Annotated in this window: 13 protein-coding genes (1 of these 13 running past the window's edge); 2 read left to right on the forward strand and 11 right to left on the reverse strand. The window is 71.8% G+C overall.

Going from position 1 to position 20,849, the window contains the following annotated elements:
* Positions 1-43: 43 nt before the first annotated feature.
* From WMF43_RS12510 to WMF43_RS12550, 9 genes are all read right to left on the reverse strand, one after another.
* Positions 44-676 (reverse strand): hypothetical protein, encoded by a 633-nt coding sequence (locus tag WMF43_RS12510; RefSeq protein WP_437680066.1) that lies wholly within the window; start codon positions 674-676, stop codon positions 44-46.
* A 517-nt stretch (positions 677-1,193) separates the two neighbouring features.
* Positions 1,194-2,579 carry an aspartate kinase gene (locus WMF43_RS12515; RefSeq protein ID WP_437680068.1) on the reverse strand — a complete coding sequence of 462 codons (1,386 nt, stop codon included), beginning with the start codon at positions 2,577-2,579 and terminating at the stop codon, positions 1,194-1,196.
* 5 nt (positions 2,580-2,584) lie between these two features.
* Positions 2,585-3,445: a class I fructose-bisphosphate aldolase gene (locus WMF43_RS12520; RefSeq protein ID WP_437680070.1), complete on the reverse strand. Its 861-nt coding sequence runs from the start codon at positions 3,443-3,445 to the stop codon at positions 2,585-2,587.
* A 26-nt stretch (positions 3,446-3,471) separates the two neighbouring features.
* Positions 3,472-4,788 carry a 3-dehydroquinate synthase II gene (locus WMF43_RS12525; protein ID WP_437680072.1) on the reverse strand — a complete coding sequence of 439 codons (1,317 nt, stop codon included), beginning with the start codon at positions 4,786-4,788 and terminating at the stop codon, positions 3,472-3,474.
* Positions 4,789-4,813: 25 nt separating this feature from the next.
* Positions 4,814-6,052 carry a phenylacetate--CoA ligase family protein gene (locus WMF43_RS12530; protein ID WP_437680074.1) on the reverse strand — a complete coding sequence of 413 codons (1,239 nt, stop codon included), beginning with the start codon at positions 6,050-6,052 and terminating at the stop codon, positions 4,814-4,816.
* A 62-nt stretch (positions 6,053-6,114) separates the two neighbouring features.
* Complete coding sequence (locus WMF43_RS12535) at positions 6,115-6,873, reverse strand: amidohydrolase family protein (RefSeq protein ID WP_437680076.1); 759 nt, start codon at positions 6,871-6,873, stop codon at positions 6,115-6,117.
* Positions 6,874-6,910: 37 nt separating this feature from the next.
* A complete protein-coding gene (locus WMF43_RS12540; protein WP_437680078.1) occupies positions 6,911-8,137 on the reverse strand; it encodes a phenylacetate--CoA ligase family protein in 1,227 nt (408 codons plus the stop codon).
* Positions 8,138-8,593: 456 nt separating this feature from the next.
* Entirely contained in the window at positions 8,594-11,965 is a 3,372-nt protein-coding gene (locus WMF43_RS12545) for a DNA methyltransferase (RefSeq protein WP_437680080.1), read from the reverse strand.
* 82 nt (positions 11,966-12,047) lie between these two features.
* Complete coding sequence (locus tag WMF43_RS12550) at positions 12,048-14,834, reverse strand: MXAN_6577-like cysteine-rich protein (protein WP_437680082.1); 2,787 nt, start codon at positions 14,832-14,834, stop codon at positions 12,048-12,050.
* A gap of 645 nt (positions 14,835-15,479) precedes the next feature.
* On the opposite strand from WMF43_RS12550, the gene WMF43_RS12555 reads away from it, so the two are divergent.
* Entirely contained in the window at positions 15,480-18,050 is a 2,571-nt protein-coding gene (locus tag WMF43_RS12555) for a DUF3656 domain-containing U32 family peptidase (RefSeq protein ID WP_437680084.1), read from the forward strand.
* Between the two features lie 365 nt (positions 18,051-18,415).
* Here WMF43_RS12555 and WMF43_RS12560 read toward each other — a convergent pair whose 3' ends face one another.
* Positions 18,416-19,315, reverse strand: coding sequence for a bestrophin family protein (locus tag WMF43_RS12560; RefSeq protein ID WP_437680086.1), 900 nt, complete (start codon positions 19,313-19,315; stop codon positions 18,416-18,418).
* Between the two features lie 87 nt (positions 19,316-19,402).
* A complete protein-coding gene (locus WMF43_RS12565; RefSeq protein ID WP_437680088.1) occupies positions 19,403-19,669 on the reverse strand; it encodes a hypothetical protein in 267 nt (88 codons plus the stop codon).
* Positions 19,670-20,585: 916 nt separating this feature from the next.
* Here WMF43_RS12565 and WMF43_RS12570 point away from each other — a divergent pair.
* On the forward strand, positions 20,586-20,849 hold the 5' portion of the coding sequence (locus WMF43_RS12570) for a hypothetical protein (RefSeq protein ID WP_437680090.1). It continues 240 nt past the right edge of the window; 264 of the gene's 504 nt are visible here — the first part of the coding sequence; the start codon lies at positions 20,586-20,588; its stop codon lies beyond the right edge, outside the window.

Consider the following 20,849-nt stretch of genomic DNA (forward strand, 5'->3'; position numbering starts at 1 on the left):
CGGCGGCGGTGACCGATCCAGACAGGAGATCTGCGCGGCCGCGCTAGCCGCCCGTCGGATAGGCGTACGTGCCGCTCAGGAAGCCGTCCGGGCACGTTTCGGTGCGCAGATCGATGAAGTGCTCCTCCGGGTGCCAGACTACCTCGCCGGCCATCGCCTTCAGGCTGTAGTCCAGCACCACGTATCCGAAGCCAGTCCGCCCTTTGCCGGCGGCATCGGTCACCAAGGTCCCTGGCGGCGGCGCCCCGGCCGCACCCTCGCTCAGATCGGCCGGCGCGCCCTTGAGGAACGGCGCCGCATCGCCGATGTCCCCGCTGGGCGTCCCCTTGCGGATGTCCCCCGCCGTGAACACGAACGTCGTGTTCGGCAGCAGCTCGAGATCGCACAGGTTGACCAGGTCGGCGCGCCCGCTGTCATGCACGATGAACCGGAAGGTGCATTTGCCCCCGGGCTCCGTGGCCCCTGGCCAGGCAGCTTTACATGCCGGGTTGATCATCGACAGTTTTGCTTCGAGCTGTATCCGGCGCACGGCGCCCTCCGCCGTGCCGACGAGCTCCGCGCCTTCTTCCTGCGGCTCCTGCCGCTCCAGCGCACACCCGCTCATCGTCGCGACGATGCCTATGCCCGCCAGCGCGGCGAGCGCGCCGACACGAACGCTGTACCTGAGATCTCTCATGATGTCCTCCTGACCGGTCAGCGCCGGAGCCGGCGAGGGGCGATCTGCCCCGGCGCGACCTCTCCCCCACTCCCAGCCAGGCTCCAAGCAGCCCGCCGTCCGGACGCGGGCACGAAGCCGCGGGCGAACGCCGGCGACGGCCGAAAGCCGACCAACGAGCTCGCCCCCCGCGACGAGAGGGCCGCAGCTTCCCGCGAGTCCGACCTTCAGCCCCCGTGTCGTCCCCGCGCCGTGAGCCCGTGTGGCTCGACTCTAGCGCTGCGGCTCGAGCCGAGCCAGACGACTCTTTTACTCTCATGGACCGTGAGAGTCAAGGCGGCGACCAGGAGGACGCGAGCGCTGCGGCGAGAGCGGAGCCCGCCTTTCCTGGCGCCGCCCCGCGACCATCCGGACGCCTCGTGTGCGTCTCGGCGTACGACTCAGTGTGTATCGGTGTACGTATTGATGTACATAGAGGTGTACATCTCTGGAGATCGGCATTGCGGCGCCGATCCGCGGGCAGGCGCGGGCTCGACGATCACTCGGGCGTATCGGCGCCGACGTGCGAGCCGTTCGCGCCGTTCATCCCGCGCGAGCCTCCCCGCCGGGTGGTGCTCGCGGCGGAGGACGGCGGGCCCGGCTCTGCGTCAGCCCCCTTCGGCCGCTCCTTCGCCGGCGCGAGCTTGAACGCCTCGTGCAGGACGTTGATCGCCTTGTCCGCCATGCGCTCGTCGATGAGGCAGCTGATCCTGAGCTCGTTCACGGCCAGGCCCGACACGGCGATGCCGTGCTGGGTCAGGCTGCGGCACAGGTGCGCGGCGATCCCCGGGTGCGACCGGATGCCGATGCCCACCAGCGACACCTTGGCGAGGCCCGTCGACGTGCGCATCTCACCCTTGCCCGCGCTCGCCACGAACTGCTCCAGGAGCTGCCGCGCGCGGCGCAGCTCCCCCGCGGGCAGGGTGAACGCGATGTCCACGCGGGCTCCCTCCGCGTCCGCGGCAGGGTGGCAGAGCATGTCCACGCAGACGTTCAGCTCGGCCAGGATGCCCGTCACCTCCGCGATCAGATCGGGGCGGCACGCGACGCCGGCGAGCTCGACCCGCGCCTGATCGGAGGCGCAGGTGACGCCCATCAGCGCCTTGCCCTCCAGCGCGTCCTCCCGATCGACGACCCACGTCCCTTCTTCATTGGTGAACGAGCTGCGCAAGTGCAGCGGTACCTGGTATTTCATGGCGATCTCCACGCTTCGCACCTGCAGGACCTTGGCCCCGAGGGACGCGAGCTCGAGCATTTCTTCATAAGGAATGGACTGCAGCTTCCGGCCAGCCGGACAGACGCGCGGGTCGGCCGTGTAGATGCCGTCCACGTCGGTGTAGATCTCGCAGACGTGCGCGCCGAGCGCCGCCGCGAGCGCCACCGCCGTGGTGTCGGATCCACCGCGGCCCAGGGTCGTGATGTTCCGGGAGGCGTCGACCCCCTGGAACCCCGCGACCACGGCGATCCGCCCGCTCGCCAGCGCGCTGCGGATCGGGCCGTCGTTGACCCCCTGGATGCGGGCCTTGGTGAAGGCGCTGTCCGTGAGCACGGGCAGCTGGTGACCCAGAAAGGAGCAGGCCTGCCCGCCCTCGGCCTGGATCGCGAGGGCGGTCAGCGCGACCGTCACCTGCTCTCCGGTCGAGACGATCACGTCGACCTCCCGGGTGTCCGGGAGCGGGAGGACCTCGTGCGCCAGCGACAGCAGGCGATCCGTCTCCCCGCTCATGGCGCTCACCACCACCACCACGTCGTTGCCCGCGCGCTGGCTCTCGAGCGAGAGCCGCGCGACGTTGCGGATGCGATCGATGCTCGCCACGGAGGTGCCCCCGAACTTCTTGACGAGCAGCGGGCGGCGCCCGCCGCTCCCGGGGAGCCTCTCGGACATCGGCTTCACTCCGCCGCCTCCCCCACGGGGTGCGGCGTCTTGCCGTTCGTGCCCGCGACTCCGTGCGACCGGGAGCGCTCGGACTGCGGCGTCTCGGGGACGGCCAGCACCACCTTCTGGAGCTGCGTGAGCACGGCGGCCGCCGACTCGCGCTGGAAGATGTTGCGCCCGACGCACAGCCCGGTGGCGCCGCGGGAGACCACCTCCTGCGCGAGGCGGATCACGTCCTCCTCGGAGCGCACCGCGCCGCCCGCGAAGAACACGGCCGTGTGATCCACGACGCCCGCGAGCAGCTGGTGCACGTGAGAGAACTGGGCGGGCGCCTCGAGCTTGAGGGCGTCTGTCCCGAGCTCCACGCACGCCCGCATCAGGTGCCGCATCCGCTTGAGGCGCAGCTCGTCTCCGTCGCAACGGACCTTGTCGTACAGCATCGTGAGCACGGGCATCCCGTAGCGCTGCGCCTCGTCCACGACCTCCCCGAGCTGGCTCAGGTTGTGCGCGTCGTTCGTCCCGTCGAAGTTCAGCTGCAGCGAGACCGCGTCCGCGCCGAGGCGCACCGCCGCCTCGACGCACGTCAGCCGCTCCTTCTGATCCGGCTTCGCGGCGAGCGACGTCATGCCGTTGAGGTGGACCATGAGGCCCACCCCGCGGAGCAGCCCGCAGGCCGCGAGCCGCTCCACCATCCCCTTGTGCGCGATGACCCCCGTGATCGCCGGGTGCCCGATCCAGCGCGCCACCTGAGTCACGCTGTCCAGCCCCTCGACCGGCCCGATCGTGAGCCCGTGATCGATCGGGACGATGATGCCCCGGCCGCTCCGGCGCTCAAGGAAGCGAGACCATCGAATCTTCTTGGGAAAACCGTCCATTGCAGGCCTCTCCGGTGCTTGAACCCTCAGGTTTCGATGATGTGCTCGTCGACCTTGATGCCCACGTGGCGCCCGGGCTTCGCCGGGTGCGCGAGCACCTTGTCGCCCTGCCGGAGCTCGGTGATGTTGAGCGGCTTGGCGTCCTCCGAGAAGATGCGCACGTGCCAGTCGTCCTGCATGATGACGTTGATGAGCTCGCCGCTCTGGAACTGCGCCTCGATGAGGCGCAGCGGGCGGACCTCCGTCTTCATCCGCCCGACGCTGCCCCGGCGCGCGGTGCCGGTGCGGTCGACGATCATCACGGGCGAGCCCGCCCGGAGCTCGCTCATGTAATCCGTGCGGTTGCCGAAGTTGTAAACATAGCTGTGGACCGCGCCCGCGTTCACCCGGAACGGCCTGAGCTCCATGTACGGCAGGAAGAAGACCTCCGGGCAGCACAGGATGCCGCCCTGCGACGTCGAGCCGACGAGGATGCCCTCGGTCGGCGAGAAGAGCGTCGTCGTGTCGATGCAGCTCCGCTCGCCCATGCCGATCGGCGAGCTCTTCACGATCGTGGCCGCCTCGAGCTTCACCGCCGCGCGCTCCAGCCGGCCGAGCCGGGAGACGAACTCGCTCAGCGCGCCGTGGGAGCGCGGCGAGAACATGACTCCATCCGCCCCGACCTCCATCACGCCCAGGGTGACGATGGCGTCGTCGACGTCCATCGGCGAGTTGATCTCCTTGATGAGCACCGTTTTCGTGGCCTGCAGCGTGGCGATCACGAGCTCCAGCGGGATGTTCGTGGGATCGCGGAAGCGGACCATCAGGTAAGCGTGGCGCTGCCCCTCCGCGATCGACTCGTGCAGGCTCGCCCCATCATCCACGTACGCGCGGAAGCAGGTCCTGTACCCGAGCTCCGCGGCCCTCCCGAGGAGCTGCACGTCGGGGCTCGCGACGACGACGTCCTTGCCCCCGTGCAAGAGCGCCCCGAGCCGCTCCAGATCCTCGGCCCGATCGACGCTGACCACCTTGATCATGCGCGCCGGGACGACGGGCCCGAGCGTGGCCAGGTTGTCCGGATAGAGCACGATGCCGGTGTAGGCCAGGTTGATCACCCGCTCGAGGATGCCCTCGCAGTCGCTCGGCTTCGTGATCTTCGCCGTGTCGAACCAGACGACGAGGGCGTCCGTCTCGGTGACCCGGTTGCGGTCCCCCTCGACGCGCTCGAGCCGGATGCGCTCGCGCTTCTCCATGGTGACGGCGACGCCCTTGTCGCCGCTGTGGGCCCCGATGCCGCCGCTCACAATGCTGCTGCCGCCGCTGCTCACGACGCCGTTTCCATTCGACGAGATGTTCATGCTCATGGTCGATTCTCTCCTGTGCTTGTCGTTACGGGCGCGCGGACGCGCGCGCCAAGGATCGATCCAGGTACATCGGCTTGCCCAGCATTCCGAACGAGACCGGCTCGCTCCGGTCGTAAAGAGTGCCCTTGGGGACGATGTCCACGTCGATGCGGGCGCCGTGCGCCCCCGAGAGCTCCTCGAGGAGGCCCGGCGCGATCCGGTCGTCTTCCCTCTCCCGCTCCACGATGAAGCGGAGCCCGTCGCCCTCCGGCGAGGCCCTCCAGAACCGCCGGCACGGCAGCCTGGAGACGATCGCCTCGAGATCCCACAGGTCGAACGGCTTGCCCCGAACCCAGAGGGTGTCGTCCGCCCTGCCGCGGATCTCGATCGCCGTGCGCTCGCCGCACGCGCACCGCTCTTCGATGCGCCTCACCCTGTCCCCCGTTACGTAGCGGATCATCGGGGTGGCCCGCCGGGTGAGCGACGTGACGACGAGCTGCCCTATCTCCCCCGGCGCCACCTCCCGCGTCAGGTGGTCGTCGAGGAACTCCATAAGAAAGCAGTCCTGCCACGGATGCAGCCGGCGCGCCGCGCAGTCCATGGCCTGAGGCCCCGTCTCGGTCATCCCGAAGTTGTCGTACACGGGGACTCCCCAGATCCCCTCCACGAGGCTCCGCCGGGCGGGGCTGAGCGGCTCTCCGGCGCAGCAGATCGCGCGCAGGCGAGGGAAGTCGCGGCGCGGGTCGAGGCCCGCCATCTCCGCCGCCTCGGCGATCATCACCGCCGAGAGCGAGATCGTGGCGAGCACGGTGACGTCGAGCCTCCGCAAGAGGTCCACCACGCGCGCGAGCGGCGTGATCGTGGTCCGGCTGTCGGCGGCGATCGCGCACGCGCCCTTCTGCTGGACCGCCATCTGGACGAAGGGCCCGATGGTGGAGAGCGCGTACGGGAACCGGATGAGCACCCGGTCCTCGTCCGTGAACCGCACGCCCCACCGCGAGAACCGCTCCCGGATCTCCGCGAGATCCCGCGCGCTGTACCACACTGACACCGGGGCGCCCGTCGTCGCGGACGACTCGTGGTACTGGAGCAGCTCGCGCTGCGGCGCGCACGCCATGCCGTGCGGCGATTGCTCGAGCAGGTCGCGCTTCGTCGTGAACGGGATCGCCTTCCACTCCTCCCACGAGCGGAGCGGCGCGCAGGGCAGGCGCCGCCGATGGAACTCGGCCTTGCGCGCGTGATCCAGCACCTGGTTGATGGCTGTCAACTGACCCGGGAACACCATGGCGCACTCCTTCGTTCAGGCGCTCGTTCAGGCGGTCATCACGCGTTCGTTCGGGCGCTCCTTCATGCGTCTTCGGCGCGGATCAGCGCGCGGATGTTCCCGCAGAGGATCTTGTCGCGCTCGCCCTCGGAGATCGGCAGGAGCAGCACCTTCTGGAGCTCGGCGGCCGGGTGGGAGAGCGGGTACTCGGAGCCGAAGATCACCTTGCTCGCGCCGGCCTGCTTCACCGAGAGGAGGATCTGCAGGTAGCTGCTCAGCGAGGTCTCCAGGAAGAGGTTGTCGAGCTCGGCGGCGGCGGCCGACGCCTCGTTGTCGACGTGCCCGGCCCCCATGTGCTCCAGAATGAAGGGCGTCTTCGGGAACCGCCTCGCCAGCGCCACGTAATCGCACGTGTTCGCGCCCGGCCGGAACGCGACGTGGGAGTAGATCGGCGCCTCGTGCTCGCCGCAGAGGCTCGCCAGTGGGGCCATCACGTCGTCGCCGAACGAGAACTTGTGGACGAGCGGCGTCACCATCAGCCCGCGGAAGCCGCTCTTCAGGTACCGCGCCGCGACCTCCGTCGCGTCCGGAGCGCACGGGTCGACGCAGACGAGCCCGTACAGCGCCGGGTTCGACCTCAGCGACCGGTCCACGTAGTCGTTCTTCGGGACGACGTCCGGCTTGCTCTTGCCGGTGATGTACGCGTTGAACTGCCGCACGTCCAGCATGCCGCCGGGGCAGATGACGCCCCCCTGGATGCCGCCCTGCCTCAGCTGCTCCAGGTAGTTCTCGGTGGATCCGTAGCTCGTCGGAGACACGTGCGCGTGTGCATCGATGATCATGGGTGGCCCTCGCTTCGCTTGGTTTCCTCGCGGCCTGTCACGCCCGGACCACCCGCACCGCCTTGCCGGCGGCGCGCGGGAAGGGGCTCACGAACTCGACGTCGAAGGGCAGCGCGGTCGCCGCCTGCATCTTCGTGGCGAGCGCCTGCGCCAGCGCCGCGCTCGGCTCCACGCCGCGCGCCGGCTCACAGACGACCTTGACCCGCGCCCGGTCCGACGACGGCATGACGAACTGGAACCAGTTCCCGACCTCCGGCATCCGCATCAGGATCTCCTCCAGGTGGATGGGCGAGATCGCCTTGCCCTGGACGTGGATCTGGTCGAACGCGCGGCCCTTCATCGTGAACCGGGGCATCGAGACGCCGCAGGCGCACGGGTCCGAGTCCATGCAGCCGAGGTCCCCCGTCCGGAAGCGGAGGAGCGGGCTGTCGTAGCGGAGCAGCGCGGTCACGACGATCTCGCCCGTCTCGCCCGGCGCGAGGCGCCGGCCCGTCTCGGGGTCGACGATCTCCATGAGGACGTGCGCCTCCGGCACATGGTAGCCGTTGTGCCGGTCGCACTCGATCCCGAGCGCCCCGCACTCGAGGGATCCGTAGAAGAAGTTCGCCGTGGTCCCCCAGATCTTCTCGACGCGCTGCCGGAACGTCGGAGAGCACCCCTCGCCCGTGAGCCATATCTTCTTGAGGCGCAGGCTGGTCAGGTCGAACGCGCTCCGCTCCGCCTCCTCGGCCAGCACGATGGCCCAGGAAGGGCTCGTGATGACGACGTTCGGCCGGAGATCCTTCATCATCTTCACGGTCTTCTGCGGGGTGGAGTAGGCGCCCCCCTTGCCGGCCGGGATGACCGTGGCCTGATAGCCATCCATGAAGGTCTTGTGGAACGCGAGCCCGGCCGTGCTCATCTCGTACGGGAGCGCGTTCAGGCAGACGTCGCCGGGGCCGACCGGGAAAAGCCGCGTGTACCGGGGCGCGAGATCGTGGAGCAGGTAGTCGTTCCACGTATAGGCCATGTAGATCTCCTCGCCGCCGGTCGTCCCCGTGGAGACCTGGACGAGGGCGATGTCCTTCTTGTCGCAGGTCAGGAGGCGAAACGGGTGCCCGCGCAGCTCGTCCTTCGTGAGGAACGGCAGCTTGCCGAGATCCGACGGGCGCCGGATCCGATCGGGGGTGATCCCGGCCTCGTCCATCTTGGCCCGATAGAACGGTGACTTCTCATACGCGCGCTCTACGATCGCCCTGAGCGACTCGGTACAAAACTCGGACATGGCCTGGGGTGACATGCTGTCCGCCGGCTCAGCGCCCGAGAGATGGCGGGAGATGGCGGACGGGATCGTCGAGGACATCAATCTTCTTTCAAGGAGTGAGCTCATGCTCGTCGCACCTCTTTCCAGGAGCCGACGTGTGGCTGTCTCGGTGGGAACGCGATCTTCCGACACCGTCCGATGAGCGGCGTGGCGCGTCATCCCCCCGAACGTCCGAGTCCTGCCACGCGGACTCGGCGCGCGCCAGAAATTAATGTATTGTGGCACTCTGTTTACAAAGTGTGGCTTTTGGATATTCGGCTTTTTCCCGGTGTAATCGCGAGCCGCCTTATCAACGGTGCTCCGCCCGGGGCGTCGCTGCGGAACATGCCTGTTCGTGGAGAACACATCGCGCCGACGACTCGCGGTGAGCGGCCGGCGAGCGCCTGTTCGTCTCCGCGCGACTCGAAACGGATCTGCTCAGGCCGGCGGCGGCTCGCCCTGCGCGCGCCGCCGCGCCTCCTCGGCGGCGCGCGCCTCGTTCAGCGCGAAGAGCCGGTCGATCAGCTGATCGTCGAAGGCGCTCCGGGCCTCGCGCTCTTCGGGCGCCTCCTTCGCGGCGTACGGCGGCACCGCGATGTCGTCGAACCCGTAGGCGGCGAGAACGGCCCGATCCATCTCCTCGTGCAGGCGGCGCAGCTCGACGACGTGCGGCAGCGCGCAGGAAGTGTCCTTGACGAGGTTGTACGTCTCGGTGAGCCCTCGCCGCGAGGCGATCATGTGCCGGGCGCGCGCCGTGTAGAGGCGCTCGCCGATCGCCGCGAGGGCGCTGCCCGCGGCGAGGTGCTCGGGGGGAGGGAAGGGGAACGTCTCCACGCAATCGGACGGCGCATAACGGAGGCCCTCGCCCATCGTGGAGGAGAGGAGGCGCGCCCACGACTCGTGCGCTCGCGACTGGAGCACCGCGAAGCGCGCGTAGTCGTCGATCGCGAAGACGCACAGCTGGTCCGAGAACGTCCGGTCTGCGGGCTGGAACGCGAAGCAGAGGTGCTTCGTCACCCGCGCCGCGACGAGGCACCGCCGGAGCGGCGCGAGCTTGCGCCGGAGCTCCGGGCGCGGGTTGGCGAACTGCCACCACCGCGCCCGATGGCCCGCGTCGATCCCGGTGCGCTTCAGGCGATCCCGTCCGGGCTTGACCCGGCTCCGGACGATCTCCAGGAGCGCGGGCCACCGGGCGGCCTCCTCGAGCCCGCGCTCGCCGAAATCGATCACGTGACGATGCGGGCTGTGCGAAGGGGACGAGTTGACCTCTTCGCCGCCGAGGAAGGGCCGGAGCACCTCCTCGGCCCCGGGGTCGGCCGCGCAGAGCGCGCGCCCCTCGGCGTCGTCGAGGACGAAGCCGTCGCCGCGGAGGAAACACCCGATGAAGCAGAGCTCGCTGCTCTCGCGCAGCGCGCGCGGATCGGGCCGCTCCGGCATCGCGCGCAGGTACGAGTTGATGTGATGGACTGGGCGGCCGTCGAGGCGCGGCGGCGGCACGCCGTCCTCGGGGGACATCCCCACGGCGAGGTGCACGATGGCGACGTGCACGGCGGCGTCCCCGGGCCACGGGGCGCTGCGCACGGCGTGGTAGATGACGGCCCGCCCGCCCTCGACGAGCGGCTTCAGGCCCGAACGACGGGTGTCGCCTTGCGCGATGGTGTTCGTGGCGATGAGCCCCACCGCGCCGCGCGGCCCGAGCAGCGTGTCCGCGCGGCGGAAGAAGTGGGCCGCGAGATCGGTGTTCTTGGTGGCCCCGTGCAGCTGCTCCAGCCACGCGGCGTAGGTGTCGCCGTGATCGGTGGAGATCCGTTTGCCCCCGAGGAACGGCGGGTTCCCCACGAACGCATCGAGCCGGCCCGCCCGGTGATCGCGGGCGCCGCCGGCGCCGCCGCCGTCCGGACGGTCCGGAAGGTCCGAGGGGTCCGGGAGGTCGGGGCGGTCCGGGCGCGCCTCCTGGAAGACCTCGGGGAACTCGAGCGCCCAGTGGAACGCCGGCAGCGGCGGCCGCGCCCCCGGCGCGCCCTCCCGCAGCTCCCGCTGCATCGCGAGGAGCTCTGCCGGGGGCGGCCCGCCGCCGCGCAGCCACGCCGCCGCGAGCTTCGCCCGCCGGTCGCGCTCCTTGAGCCGGTCGCGGTCCCTCGTGTGCGCGAAGAACGCCCCCACCACCAGGTCGCCGAGCAGCCGCGCCCGGCCGAGCGCCTCCTCCGCCTCCGCGAGCCGCTGCGCCCGCGCGCGCGCCGCGGCGCCGTCCCCGCCCTCGGCGGGCGCCGCCGTCCGTCCGCAGGCCGCGCGCGTCACGCGCGCCGCGAGCGCCCGCGAGACGGCCCGGTCGATCTCCTCGTCGCACGGCGGCATCGGCGCCGCGGGCCGCCAGTGGAAGCCGCGCAGCTGGGCGAGGTCGAGCCCCACGAGCGAGTCGCCGTGCCGCAGGGCGTGATCGACGAACGTGAACGGCGCCTCCCGGGCGCGCGCCACGAGCCAGAGCGACAGCCGCGCGAGGCTGACCGCGGCCGCGTTCTTGTCGGCGCCGTACAGGCAGCGCCGGGCCACGAGCCGCCGCGCCCGGGTCACGGCGTCGTCGCCTGCCTCGCCGCTCGGGGCGAGCCGCGCCGCCGCCGCCGCGTCGCCGCGCGCCGCCTCGCGCTTCCAGGCGGCCACCACCTGGCCGGCGAGGAACCGGCAGGCCTCCAGCAGGAAGGCCCCGGAGCCCATCGCCGGATCGCAGACCGTGAGCCCGAGGAGCGCCTCCGACGGCGGATCCTCCCCGAGCTGCCGGATCATCGGCTCGAGCGTCCGCGCGACGATCGGCGCCGACAGGCTCCTCGGCGTGTAATGCGAGCTCGTCCGCCGCCGCTCGGCGCCCGGCTGCAGGAACAGCTGCCCCGCCGCGAGCGCCGGGGTGTCCCGCGCCCGCACCGGGCCGAGCGCCTCGATGACGTCGGCCTCGGTGGTCGCGGCGGCGAGCGCCTGGCCGAGCTTGCCGGCCTCGCGCCGCGAGAGCCCCGCCCGCTCGGCGAGCCACGCGGCCCGCCGCGCCTTCGGCTGCGCGAGCGCCTCGGCCGCGCTCAGCCACACCTTCTCCGGCCTGAGGCACACCGTCGGCCCCGCGGCGCGCTCGACCCGGTAGCCCATGAGCGCCTCGTAGAGGCTGCCGAGCTGCTCGACCTCGAGCGCGCGGTACGACAGCCGCCGCCCGTCGAGCACGAGGAGCTTCTCGAGCACGAGCAGCACCGTGAGATCGTCGACGGACGGCGCCCGCGGGCGGCGCGCCCGCTGGCCCCGCTCCGTCGCGCCGCTGCGCTCCACGGCCGTCGCGCCGCTGCGCTCCTCCAGGAACGGGTAGCGCTCCGGGTCGAAGAGCTGCCCCCCGCGCGCCGGCAAGGTGGGCTCGCCGCCGCGGATCCCGTCGAACACGGCGCGGAACGCCGCGACGAGTCGCGCCCACGCCCCGACGCGCCGCCCTGGCTCGCCCGGGCGCGCGGCGCGCTCCGCCGTGAGCTCGTCGAACAGCGCGCGCACGCCGTAGCGCGCCGCGTAGCGCGGGTCGTGCGCGGGCAGGAGCCCGCGGTCCTCCGCGTAGAGCAGGAACACGAGCCGCAAGATCGCCGTGAGCAGCCCGCCGTGGAGGTGTTCCGGGCCGCGGGCGAGGGCGTCCTCGAGCGCGCCGGCCCCGTCGCGCACCGCGGCCCCCTCGAAGCCCCGGAGCAGGAGGCCGAGCGCGTCGAGGCCCTGCCCGGCGAGCGCGCGCGCGACCTCCGCCTGGCGCTCCCTGCCGTCGCTGCCGGCGGGCTGGTCCGTGTCGAGCCCCATCGTGTGGAGGTGCGTGGAGGTGCGTGGAGGTGCGTGGAGGTGCGGAGCAGGAAGAGCCCGCGGCCGCCGGGCTCCTCCTTGCTCAGTTGTCGATGGTGAGCGTGTAGTCGCCGGAGTTGTCGCCGTAGCCGTCGACCACGACGACGACGGTCTGCCCTGCCTCGAGCAGCACCGTGACCAGCGACTGCAGGCCGATGAAGTCGTCGTTGCAATCGAGCTCGACGCCCGTGCAGTCGCCGTCGAAGACCGCGATGACCGTGTCGTAGCGCGAGCCGCCCAGGTCGAAGGTGTAGTACCCCTCCTCCGGCGCGGTGAACGAGTAGACGGCCTCGGGCGCCTCCGAGCCCCCGCAGATCGACTCCGCGGCGGCGACGCGCCCCCGGGTCGTGCCCGTGACGACCTGGGGGACGGTGGACTCGAGCGCCATCGGCGCCGCGCACGAGCCGCTGCCGTCGAACGCGCTCACGTTGAGCGCGTAGGCGCCTCCCGGGCCGTTGCTGTCGACGCTGACCACGATGGTCTCGCCGGCGCTGAGCTCCACGAACGCCGACGAGTCCGTCCCGTTGGCGCTGCAGGCGACCTCAGGCCCCCCGCACCCGCCCTGGTGCACGGACAGGACGGTGTCGATGGTCGAGCCCACGGTGTCGAAGAGATAGTATCCATCCGAGGGCGCGGTGAAGCTGTAGGTCGCCTCGCCGCCGGGGAGGGAGGCGCATCCGGACTCCAGGACGTCGGCATATCCCTCGTTGTTGCCCGTGACCGACTGCGGGACCTCGCTGCCGAGGTCGAAGAGCGGGCACGGCGGCGCCTCCAGCTGGGTGATGTTGAGCGTGTACTCGCCGCTGGCGGAGCTGTCGCTCTCCACGGCGACGACCACGGTCTGGCCTTCGGAGAGGAGCAGGCTCACCTGCGAGTCGGTGCTGTCCTCGTCGGTGGCCACGTCGTCGTTGCACTTGAGCCAGGTGCCGGCGCACGTGCCGTCCAGCACCTCGAGCACGGTGTCGATCGCCGAGCCCGCCGTGTCGAAGACGTAGAGGCCGTCGGCAGGCGCGGTGAAGCGGTAGGTCGCCTCCGGGCCGTTGAAGGGCGAGCAGATCGGCTCGAGCAGGTCGGGCGCGCCCTCGGTGGTGCCCGTGACCGTCTGCGGGGCGGTCGAGCCGAGGTCGATCGCCGGGCATACCTGCTCGTAGATCGCGAGCTCGAAGTCGCCCCGTTCACCGTACGAGTCGACCACGAGCACCACGCTCTCGCCGGCCAGGAGGGAGAGCGTGCTCCGGGCGGCGGCGGCTCCCTCCGAGGTGTCGGCGCACGCGAGCACCTCGCCGGTGCACGAGTCTCGCCGCACCTCGAGGACGGCGGGGAAGCTCGATCCGCTCGCGTCGAAGGTGTACAGGCCGTCGGCCGGCGCGGTGAAGCGGTAGGTCGCCTCGCCGCCGCTCACGGAGCTGAGGCAGGCCGAGATCACGTCGAGGAGCTCCTCGTTGTTCCCGGTCACCGTCTGCGGCACCGTCGAGCCGAGATCCTGGGACGGGCACGCGGGCGCCATGAAGATGTCGAGCGTGAACTCGTCCAGCGCCGCCTCCGCGCCCGCCACGGCGACGAGCACGGTCTGCTCGGCCTCGAGCTCCGCGACCGTCCTCACCTCGCGGTAGCCCCACCGGCAGCCGAGCGACTCGTCCATGCACTTGTTCCCGTTGAGGACGTCGAGGACCATCCCGTCCGGGCTGCTCGCCTTGAACACGTAGAGGCCCGACTCGGGCGCCGTGAAGGTGTACGTGGTGTCGCCGCTGGACTCGAAGTCGCACGCGGAGAACACCGAGTCGTCCATCCCCAGCGTCGTGCCCTCCACCGTCTGCGGGACGACGGGCTCGAGGGCGGTGGGCGCGCACATGACCGGCCCGTACTCGCTCACGTGGAGCGTGAAGTCGCCCTCGGCGCCGCCGTTGCCGCTCACCACGACGAGGATGGTCTCGCCCTCGGCGAGGTCGACGGAGATCTGCGACTGGTTCCCCCCGGCGTCGTCGTTGCAGGCGAGCTCGACGCAGCCGACGGCGCTCAGGGCCGCGAGCGCCGTGTCGTAGCTGGCGACGAAGGTGTCGAACAGGTAGGTCCCCGCGTGCGGCGCGGTGAACAGGAACGTCTGGTCGCCCCCGGTCCCCCTCACGCAGCTGAGCGAGCGGGTGTCCTCGGCGCCGACGGTCGTGCCGTTCACCCGCTGCGGGACGGCGGAGCCGATGTCCTCGGACGGCTCCAGGTTGCACGCGCACACGCCGCGCTCGCACGCCGCTCCCGGATCGCAGGTGCGGCCGCAGCGCCCGCAGTGCTCGGGGTTGGCGGACACGTCGACGCAGTCGCTCCCGCAGCGGGTGAAGCCCTCGATGCAGGTGGTCGTCTGGCAGAGCGCGCCGGCGCACGCGCGGCCCGGGTCGCACTGCACGCCGCACCGGCCGCAGTTGTCCGGGTCGGTGCTCACGTCGACGCAGGCGTCGCCGCAGCGCCTGACGTACGGGCCGTCGTCGCAGTCGAGCGGGGCTCCGCCTTCGCCGCCGCCGCCGTCCGCCTCGCCGCCGTCGTCGCCGCCGCCGTCGCCTCCGCTGCCGCCGCCGCCCGCGGCGTCGGTCGTTTCCTCCTCGCACCGGCCGTCGACGCACACCTCCCCGGCGGGGCACCGCTCGTCGCACGCGCCGCAGCTGTCGTCGTCGGAGCTCAGGTCGACGCAGACGCCGTCGCAGCTCGTGTAGGGAGGGTCGCAGAGCTGCCCCGGATCGTCGCCGGTGCTGGCGCACGCGAACGGCGCGAGGACCGCGGCGGGCAGCCAGAGCACGGCCGACGAGAGCGCGTGGGTGAAGCGAAATCCGTCTCTCTTCATCGGCATCCTTTTGCGTCATCCATCGGCGAGGCGCATCGGCGGGAGGGCAACGGAGGTGCCTGTCCGACATCCGGCTCCCGGGCTTCGTGCTGATGGATAGATGAGATCGTCACTCCGCACAGCTGGCCCTGCCACAGAGGTCTCGCCGCGTACGTGGCGCGGTGCCAGATCGCGTTTTCATGAGGTGGGCGGTTGCGTGATCGTGCCCCACCTCGGGAAGCCAGGTCAAGGCGCTCGGGCGCGCGGGAGCTCGCCTGCGCGAGACATTTTCGTGCTGGCGCCGGCGGCGCGGCCGCATGAAACGTGGCTGTCTTGTCCCTGAAGTGCGGCAAGCGGCGCGCGGTGTACGGAATGCAGAGCGCGGCGCCGGAGCGCGAAGGTGAACGAAGACCACGAGCGCAAGGGTGGCGCGTGAACACAAGGGTGGAGCGTGAACGCAGGCGCGGAGCGCGGACGCAAGCGCGGAGCGGGGAACGCAGACGCGAGCGCAGAGCTCGGGCGCCGCGGAGCTCGGACGCAAGTGTGGACCGGGAATGCAAGCGCGAAGCGCGAATGTGAGCGGCGCGCGGGCCGGCCGGCTCAGCAACGGGCCGTTCGTGCGGCGGGAAGGGGGACAACCGCGCTGCCCCTTGCTAGAACCGCCCGATGACGCGGCCTGTGCGCCCTGAGGTCCTCGCCCCCGCTGGCGACCGCGCCGCCCTGGAGGCGGCCGTGCGCGGCGGGGCGGACGCCGTCTACTTCGGCCTCCGCGGCGGCGCGGCGGGCGGCGGCGCGCCGCCGGCCTCGCCCTTGAATGCCCGCGCCCGGGCCGGGAACTTCGACGTCGCGGAGCTCGAGGAGACGATGCGCTTCCTCCACGCCCACGGCGTGAAGGGCTACGTCACGCTGAACACGCTGGTGTTCGACGACGAGCTCCCGGCGGTCCGGGCCGCGGTGGAGGCCTGCGCCGCGGCGGGCGCCGACGCGATCATCGTCCAGGACCTCGGGGTGATGCGCCTCGCGCGCGCGCTCGCGCCCGGGCTGCCGATCCACGCCTCCACGCAGATGACCTGCACCGACGCGGCGAGCGTGGAGCTCGCGCGGTCGCTCGGCGCCGCGCGCGTCATCCTCGCCCGGGAGCTGTCGCTGGACGACATCGCCGCGATCCGCCGGGCGACCGACGTCGAGCTCGAGGTCTTCGTGCACGGGGCGCTCTGCATCGCCTACTCGGGGCAGTGCCTGACCAGCGAGGCCATCGGCGGCCGCAGCGCCAACCGCGGCGCCTGCGCCCAGGCTTGCCGCCTGCCCTACCGCCTCGTCGTCGACGGCGCGCTCCGCGATCTCGGCGACGCCGCCTACCTCCTCTCGCCCGAGGATCTCGACGCGACCGACGTCATCCCGGATCTCGTCGCCCTCGGCGTCGCCTCGGTGAAGATCGAGGGGCGCCTCAAGGGGCCCGAGTACGTCGGCGCTACGGCGCGGCTCTACCGCGCCGCGATCGACGCGGCGGTCGGCGGCGCGGCGGTCGGCGGCGCGGCGGCCGGCGGCGCGGCCGGCCCCGGGGCCGCCGACCGGGAGGCGGCGCTCCAGGCGTTCTCGCGCGGCTCGGGCCCCGGCTTCCTGCGCGGCGTCGACCACCAGCGCCTCGTCGACGGCCGCACCTGCGATCACCGCGGTGTCGAGGTCGGCGAGGCGCGCGGCGCCGCGCGCCGCCGCGGCCGCGAGGTCGTGGTGGTGCGCGCCGCCCGGCCGCTCGCGCGCGGCGAGGGGATCCTCGTGGAGGGCGGCTTCGCGGGCGAGGGGGAGATCGGCGGCCGCATCTGGGGCCTGTGGAGCGGCGGCCGCGAGGTCGAGCGCGCGCCGGCGGGCGGCGACGTCGAGGTCTGGCTCGGCCCCGAGAAGCGCTTGCCGGAGGACGTCTTGCGCGGCGCGCGGCCGCTCGCGGGCCGCCGGGTCTTCCGCACGAGTGATCCTGCCGCCGCGCGCGCGGTCCGGGAGGCGCTCGAGCGCGCCCCGCGCCGCGTGCCGATCGACGTCCGCCTCGAGGGCCGCCTCGGCGAGCGCCCGCGGCTCTCGGCGACCGCCGAGGGCGGCGCGTCGGCGTCGGTCGAGGTCGACGCGCCGCTCGCGAGCGCCGACAGGTCGCCGCTCGACGAGGCGACGCTGCGCAAGCAGCTCGATCGGCTGGGCGACACGCCGTTCGTCCTGCGCGGCGTCGCGCTGTCGCTGGAGGATCCCGCGCGCCCCGCGCTCCTTCCGCCGTCGGCGCTGAACCGCGCCCGCCGCGCGCTCGTCGCGGCGTTGCTCGAGGCGTCGCACCGGCCTCACGCGCGCGCGCCGCTGTCCGACGCCGAGCTGCTCGCCGGCGCCGCGTCTCCTTCGGGCGAGCCGCCTCCGCCCGGCCTCTTCGTCCTGTGCCGCAACGTGGCCCAGGCCCGCGCGGCCCTCGAGGCCGGCGCGCGCGGTGTCTACCTCGATTTCCTGGAGATGGTCGGCCTCGGCGCCGCCGCGCGCGAGCTCAAGGCGGCCGGGGCGTTCGTCGCGGTCGCGCCCCCGCGGATCCGCAAGCCGGGCGAGGAGAAGATCGACCGCTACCTCCGCTCGCTCGATCCGTCGGCGATCCTGGTCCGCAGCTTCGGCGCGTTGCTCGACGTGTCGCCGGACATCCCACGGATCGGCGATTTCTCGCTGAACGTCACGAACAAGCTGGCCGCGAGCGAGGTGCTCTCGCGGGGCCTCGCCGCGTTCACGCCCTCGTTCGATCTGGACTCCGCCCAGCTCGTGGCGCTGCTCGACTCGCCGTTCGCGCCGTTCGCCGAGGTGGTGGTCCACCACCCGATGCCGCTCTTCCACATGGAGCACTGCGTCATCGCGGCGACGCTCTCGGAGGGCAAGGATCATCACACGTGTGGTCGGCCGTGTGAGCAGCATGTGTTGTCGTTGCGGGATCGGGCCGGGATGGATCATCCGCTAGAGGCCGACGTGGGTTGTCGCAACACGGTGTTCCATGCGGCGCCGCAGAGCGCGGCGCATCTTGTGCCGAGGCTGGCGAAGGCCGGGGTGAGGCGGTTCCGGATCGAGCTCGTGCGGGAGGATGCCCGGGAGGCGCGCCGTGTGGTGGAGGCGTACCGGCGGCTGCTGGCGGGGGAGGTCGCGCCCGCGGAGGTCTCGCGCGGGCTCCGGGCCGAGGGGAGCTACGGCGTCGTGCGCGGCTCGCTGCGCGTGCTGCAAGCATAAGGGGAGGGACAGCGCGGGGAGAGGGGAATAGCCGCGCTCTTTTTCGTCTCCCGTATTTCGTCTTTCGTCTCCCGTCTTTCGCCCCCCCGTCTTCCGTCTCTCGTGATCGTGATCGTGATCGTGATCGTGATCGTTCCCGTGCACGCTCGTGCCGTCATCTGATCTCCCGCGACGATGGTCACGGATCGTATTGGAACGATCACGATCACGATCACGATCACGAAAGACGAAAGACGAAAGACGGGGGACGAAAGACGGGGGACGAAAGACGGGGGACGAAAGAGGGGGAAGAGGGAAGACCGAAGAGCGACAACCCTGAGCACGGCAGACGAGAAGCAAAGGCTCGCCTGCCGCTCCTCCCTCGCTCAATCGACGTACGTGCCCGTCGACGCCATCACCAGCTCCTGCGGCGAAGATCCGAGCAGGTTCCGCTCGATGGTGTCACAGATCCGCGTGAGCGGAAGATCGTTCGGCTCGTGCCCGAAGGGATCATCGAGCTCCCCTCCGAGCCCCTCGATCATCAGCACGGGGTACGCGACCATCATCGTCACCACCGGCGTCATGACCCCGAGCGCGTCGATGAGCGCGAGGGGCAGCGTCGCGAGGTAGAGCGCCACGCCCCGCCGCAGGAGCAGCACGTAGCCGAGGGGAGTCGGCGTCTTCAGGATGCGCTCGCACCCCCCGAGGCAGTTCACCAGGACGTTCAGCTCCGCCTCGGCGCTCGCCACCAGGTTGCGCTCGAGGCGCCCGGCCTTGGCGTACGCGGCGATCCGTGAGGAGATCTGCTGCGCGGCGAAGAGCGGCGGGTGAGGGTGCGCCGCCAGGGCGGCGAACTCCTCCGCGGGCAGGAGCCGCTCGATCTCGGGGAGATCCTTCTCCCCGCGCAGCGAGCGGCGCGTCGCGTGGGCGAACACCACCACCCGGGCGGCGAACTCGCGCGCGTCGTCAGGGCCCTCGGCCGCGTGCGCGCCCACGATCCGCGTGATGTTGCGGCTCGCGTTCACGATCGAGCCCCAGAGGGTTCGCCCCTCCCAGAAGCGGTTGTACGAGGTGTTCGTGCGGAACGCGAGGATGAGCGCGATCACCGCGCCGGCGATCTCGTAGAGCCCGAGCGACATCGAGACGCGGTGGTTCCACTTGTCCGCGAGCCAGAGCGCGGCGGCGATGACCCCGAAGGCCACCACGCGCCGCATCACGCCCGGCGAGAGGGAGCCTCGCGGCGAGACCAGCAGGTGAAGCCATTCGCGTCGAGGGTACGGGATCACGGGGCGCGAGGTACCTGAACGGCGGCGTCCAGGAAAGGGGACCAGCGGGGCTACGGCCCCGGGCCTTCCGGCCCGGAGCCGCTCGCATCAAGCCTTCTCGAGGAACTTGCGCACCTGGGACTCGATCGCGCTGCCAGGCACCAGGAACGGCTTGTCCGTGATGTCCACGGAGAAGCTTTGTGCAGCGATCGCATAGGTTCCCTTCACGGTCCCGGCCGGCGTGGGCACCGAGAAGTTGCCGTTGCCCTCGGAGCCGCTGAACTGGCCGCCGGCCTTCTCGATCGCCTCCTTGGCCTTCGCGACGATGTCCTGTGAGGAACCGCTGAACGGCACTGAAAAGCTGTGCTTTGCCATGTCGTCTCCTGTGGTGCTGGGTTGAGGCGCTCGGTCGCAGCCCTGGCGTGGCCGTGGCGCGACCCGAGTCTTCGCGGAGCCTAGTGCGGCTCTGCGGCGATCACCAGCGCGAATCCCGCGCGTCCTGGCAGCGGTGCGCAGCGGGCGCGCCCCTCCCCGGACCGCGCGTTGGCAAGGGCCCGCGCCGACCCTGCGTTCACGACGGTGGATCGGCTGTCGCCACGAAGGCGGAACAGGCCCGCGCGCGAGCCGGCGGCGAGCCGCGCGCGAGCCGGCGGCGAGCCGCGCGCGAGCCGGCGGCGAGCCGCGCGCGAGCCGGCGGCGAGCCGCGCGCGAGCCGGCGGCGAGCCGCGCGCGAGCCGGCGGCGAGCCGCGCGCGAGCCGGCGGCGAGCCGCGCGCGAGCCGGCGGCGAGCCGCGCCCGAGCCGGCGGCGTGCCGTGCGCGAGCCGGCGCGTGCTGCGCGAATCGGCGCGTACTGCGCGAGCCGGCGCGTGCTGCGCGCGAGCCGGCGCGTGCCTCGCGCGCCGAGTACGAGCCCACGCGCTCCTTTGCGCAAGCGCGCCAGCGCTCCGCGACGACACCGTGGATCTCACGAGCGGGATCGGCTGTGCTCCAGAAATCGCCGACGCGCGGCAGCAGAGACGACGTCGCTGAAGCCAGGACGGAATGCTTGGCGGACGAGCGTGCGACCGCGCACGGGGCGCTCGCCCGGCGACAAGGGCACGATCGACGTCTCTCTGTCATCGGCGGACATGCGCCTGGGCCGTCATCACCGCGGAGATCGGACGCGACGGCGCACGAGCCACAGGCGCGCTGCGGCGCCGGGCGGCGCGACCGCGCTGGCCGGCGTGCTCGGTGAGCTCTAGAGTGGCCGCCGCGAACGCCCGCCCACCCGACGGAGCTCCTTCGTCCACCATGATCGACACGCCCGAGCTTCCCGATCTCTCCCGCGAAGATAGCCATCCCCGGGCCGCCGCCGCCCTCGCCGACCCGTTCTTCTGGTCGCTCGTCGACGAGACCGCCCCTTTCGGCAACGAGACCGCGCAGGAGACCCTCGTCGCCTTCCGCGACTTCCGTGACGAGCACCCCACGCGGAGCCCCCTTGCGCTCCTCGACGAGCTCCTCGCCCGCTGGGAGGTCGCCGATGCCCACTGGGACGCCGTGGACGCGGCGGAGGTC

Source organism: Sorangium sp. So ce131 (genome assembly GCF_051519095.1).
In the GTDB taxonomy this organism is placed as follows: domain Bacteria; phylum Myxococcota_A; class Polyangia; order Polyangiales; family Polyangiaceae; genus Sorangium.

Coding starts and splice junctions, on each gene's coding strand:
- WMF43_RS12510 (WP_437680066.1), bottom strand. CDS start 676: ATGAGAGATCTCAGGTACAGCGTTCGTGTCGGCGCGCTCGCCGCGCTG.
- WMF43_RS12515 (WP_437680068.1), bottom strand. CDS start 2,579: ATGTCCGAGAGGCTCCCCGGGAGCGGCGGGCGCCGCCCGCTGCTCGTC.
- WMF43_RS12520 (WP_437680070.1), bottom strand. CDS start 3,445: ATGGACGGTTTTCCCAAGAAGATTCGATGGTCTCGCTTCCTTGAGCGC.
- WMF43_RS12525 (WP_437680072.1), bottom strand. CDS start 4,788: ATGAGCATGAACATCTCGTCGAATGGAAACGGCGTCGTGAGCAGCGGC.
- WMF43_RS12530 (WP_437680074.1), bottom strand. CDS start 6,052: ATGGTGTTCCCGGGTCAGTTGACAGCCATCAACCAGGTGCTGGATCAC.
- WMF43_RS12535 (WP_437680076.1), bottom strand. CDS start 6,873: ATGATCATCGATGCACACGCGCACGTGTCTCCGACGAGCTACGGATCC.
- WMF43_RS12540 (WP_437680078.1), bottom strand. CDS start 8,137: ATGTCCGAGTTTTGTACCGAGTCGCTCAGGGCGATCGTAGAGCGCGCG.
- WMF43_RS12545 (WP_437680080.1), bottom strand. CDS start 11,965: ATGGGGCTCGACACGGACCAGCCCGCCGGCAGCGACGGCAGGGAGCGC.
- WMF43_RS12550 (WP_437680082.1), bottom strand. CDS start 14,834: ATGAAGAGAGACGGATTTCGCTTCACCCACGCGCTCTCGTCGGCCGTG.
- WMF43_RS12555 (WP_437680084.1), top strand. CDS start 15,480: ATGACGCGGCCTGTGCGCCCTGAGGTCCTCGCCCCCGCTGGCGACCGC.
- WMF43_RS12565 (WP_437680088.1), bottom strand. CDS start 19,669: ATGGCAAAGCACAGCTTTTCAGTGCCGTTCAGCGGTTCCTCACAGGAC.